The 2890-nt window shown below is 68.9% G+C and carries 4 protein-coding genes; 1 reads left to right on the top strand and 3 read right to left on the bottom strand.

Annotation, left to right across the window (positions count from 1 at the left end):
• Positions 1-128: 128 nt before the first annotated feature.
• Genes ispF through ACWDN5_RS46605 form a run of 3 tightly spaced genes read right to left on the bottom strand, consistent with a single transcriptional unit; the run spans position 129 to position 1755 of the window.
• Positions 129-596 carry a 2-C-methyl-D-erythritol 2,4-cyclodiphosphate synthase gene (gene ispF / locus ACWDN5_RS46615; protein ID WP_310968959.1) on the bottom strand — a complete coding sequence of 156 codons (468 nt, stop codon included), beginning with the start codon at positions 594-596 and terminating at the stop codon, positions 129-131.
• A complete protein-coding gene (locus tag ACWDN5_RS46610) occupies positions 593-1207 on the bottom strand; it encodes an IspD/TarI family cytidylyltransferase (RefSeq protein ID WP_449680781.1) in 615 nt (204 codons plus the stop codon). The genes ispF and ACWDN5_RS46610 overlap by 4 nt, the downstream gene beginning before the upstream one ends.
• Positions 1208-1263: 56 nt before the next feature.
• Positions 1264-1755, bottom strand: a complete 492-nt coding sequence (locus ACWDN5_RS46605; RefSeq protein ID WP_004559016.1) for a CarD family transcriptional regulator — start codon at positions 1753-1755, stop codon at positions 1264-1266.
• Between the two features lie 286 nt (positions 1756-2041).
• On the opposite strand from ACWDN5_RS46605, the gene ACWDN5_RS46600 reads away from it, so the two are divergent.
• Positions 2042-2731, top strand: coding sequence for a hypothetical protein (locus ACWDN5_RS46600; RefSeq protein WP_310968949.1), 690 nt, complete (start codon positions 2042-2044; stop codon positions 2729-2731).
• Positions 2732-2890: the final 159 nt, after the last annotated feature.

Raw genomic sequence — 2890 nt, 5'->3', positions numbered from 1 at the left:
CCATCTACCCAGCCCTGCTCAACGACCACCACCGACTACAAACCACAACTTGACATAGAAGCTTCATTCGGGACCTCCGACGTCCCGAATGAGTCATTCGCGACATCGCGGGTCCCGCCGAAGTGCGCCTATTCCGCCGCGAGCAGCAGCGCCGTCGCGAAGGCCGCGATGCCCTCGCCGCGGCCCGTCAGCCCCAGGCCGTCCGAGGTCGTGCCCGACACGCTCACCGGGCCGCCCACCGCCTCCGACAGCACCTTCTGGGCCTCGTCGCGCCGCTTGCCGACGCGTGGCGAGTTGCCCACGATCTGGACCGTGGCGTTCCCCACCCGCCAGCCCGCCGCCTCGATCAGGCCGCGGACTTCGGCCAGCATGTCCGTCCCGTGCGCGCCGTCCATGCGGGGGTCGCCCGTGCCGAACACCGCGCCCAGGTCGCCGAGGCCGGCCGCCGACAGGAGGGCGTCGCACAGCGCGTGCGCTGCGACGTCTCCGTCCGAATGGCCCGCGCAGCCGTCCGCCTCCGGCCACAACAGGCCCGCCATCCAGCACTCGCGGCCCTTCTCGACCGGGTGGACGTCCACGCCGTTGCCGACTCTCACAGCGTCTCCTCGTTCTTCGGTGCCGCCGCGATCGCCTCGGCCAGGGACAGTTCGAACTCGGTGGTCACGCGCATCGCGTCCGGGTGGCCCTCGACCGTCGCCGCGCCGGCCGGCGCGAGGTCCGGCTGGAACGCCCCGAACGCGTAGCCCACCGGCGTCTGGAGCGTGCGCAGGCGCGAACGGTCCTCGGTGCCGACGATCAGCGAAGCCGCGTCGGTCACCTTCACCGTGTCCGCCATCGGCAGCACGGGCACGACGACTCGCTCGCCGTCACGGACCGCGCTGATCACGTCACGCACTGTTTGCGCAGGGATGAAGGCCCGCAGCGCGTCGTGGAGGAGTACAACTGAATCACGGGCGAGTTCGGGCTCGACGGCGGCGAAGGCCTGCCGGAGCGTGCCGGGCACCACCCGGCAGCCGAGACCGCGGACGGCCTCGGAAAACGACGAAGCACACCGCTGGGGGGCCGCTACGAGCACCAGATCGATCTCCGGTACGCCGAGCAGCCCCCGCGCGGTGTGCGTGAGTAGCGCCTCACCATGGACCGGCGTGAGAGCTGACTCTCCGTCGGAGGCATGATGTGCGACGGTCACGATCGCGACGACGTTCATCGGTACGCGATCGTAGAGGCACCCACCCTCCCGCAAGGGAAGGCGCCTGGCAGTTCTCAGACCGTCGCGGTTTCCAGAACTTCGTCGAGGAGGACCTCAGCCTTGTCCTCGTCGGTGCCCTCCGCGAGCGCGAGCTCGCTGACCAGAATTTGCCGCGCCTTCGCCAGCATGCGCTTCTCACCGGCTGAAAGTCCGCGGTCCTTCTCTCGCCGCCAGAGGTCGCGCACCACTTCGGCCACCTTGTTCACATCGCCGGAGGCGAGCTTCTCGAGGTTGGCCTTGTACCGACGAGACCAGTTGGTGGGCTCTTCGGTGTGCGGAGCACGCAGAACGTCGAAGACCTTGTCCAGTCCTTCTTGCCCGACGACATCGCGGACGCCGACGATTTCGGCGTTGTCTGCGGGCACGCGAACCGTGAGATCCCCTTGCGCGACCTTGAGGACGAGGTACTTCTTTTCCTCGCCCTTGATCACACGGGTCTCGATGGCTTCGATGAGTGCGGCACCGTGGTGCGGGTAGACGACGGTCTCTCCGACCTTGAAAACCATGTGTCCTCTGCCCCTTTCGCTGACTCCATCCTAGCACGGGCCGCCAGTGCCCACCTAGCGGGCCGGACTCGTCCTCGCAGGTCAGCGGCCTGGCCGGGGGTTGACAAACGTCGGACCCCCGTGCTCACGCAGGTAGCGGGGAAGCGTTTCGTCACAGGCTGGGAATTCCTTTGTGGACGGTTGATCTTGGTCGCCGCGCCCCGGCAACGCACACCCGTTCCGCGGCGGAGATCGACCCCGGCTAGTCTTCGGGGCGACGAGGCCGTGAAAAGGGAAGGACTGCGACGTGAGGCTGCAGAATCGTCGCGTGCTCGGCGCGGGCGTGCTGGCGCTCGGTGCCGCGCTCGTGCTCGCCGGGTGCGGGGCCGGCCAGATCACCCAGACCGACTCGCAGCAGCCCGCGGTCAACGGCACGCACGCCCAGGTCAAGAACATCGACCTGCGCAACGCGGCCGTCCAGTACCCGACGTCGGGCCCGGGGTACGCGGCCGGCGCCACCCCGAAGCTGACCCTGACGATCGTCAACCGGGGCGCCCAGGACGACACGCTCGTCTCGGTGACCACCGAAGACGGCGGCCAGGCGACCATCGAGGGCTCCAAGACCGTCGTCGCCATGCACTCCCTGGTGATCGGCCCGGACGACGCCGTCGAGTCGACGAACGAGGTGCAGTCCACCGGCGCCCCGACGTCGTCGCCGAGCGCGCCGACGTCCACCGCCACGCCGACCGGCAGCAGCTCGGCCACCAACAGCCCGGGCAACAACCTGACCGCGACGGCCACCTCCGAGGTCCCGTCGTCCGGCCCGGCCGCGACGCCGACCGCGCCGGAGAAGGTCGGCCAGGCCACCGTGACGCTGCCCGCGCTCAAGCAGCCGCTCTGGCCGGGCCAGGTCATCAAGGTCACGTTCGTCTTCCAGAACGCCGGACCGGTGACGGTCGACCTGCCGGTCGCGGCGCCGGCGCACGCCAAGGAGTAGGCCTCAGGCCGGTGCGGCCGCGGTCCGGATGTCGCGAATGACTCATTCGCGACGTCCGATGTCGCGAATGAAGCTTCTATGTCAAGTTGTGGTTTGTAGTCGGTGGTGGTCGTTGAGCAGGGCTGGGTAGATGGTGTTGGTGAGGTGGCGTTTGAGTGC

It is taken from the genome of Amycolatopsis sp. NPDC003731 (assembly GCF_053586895.1).
The sequence above is the reverse complement of the archived record's forward strand: the minus strand, read 5'-3'. Positions and strand labels throughout refer to the sequence as shown.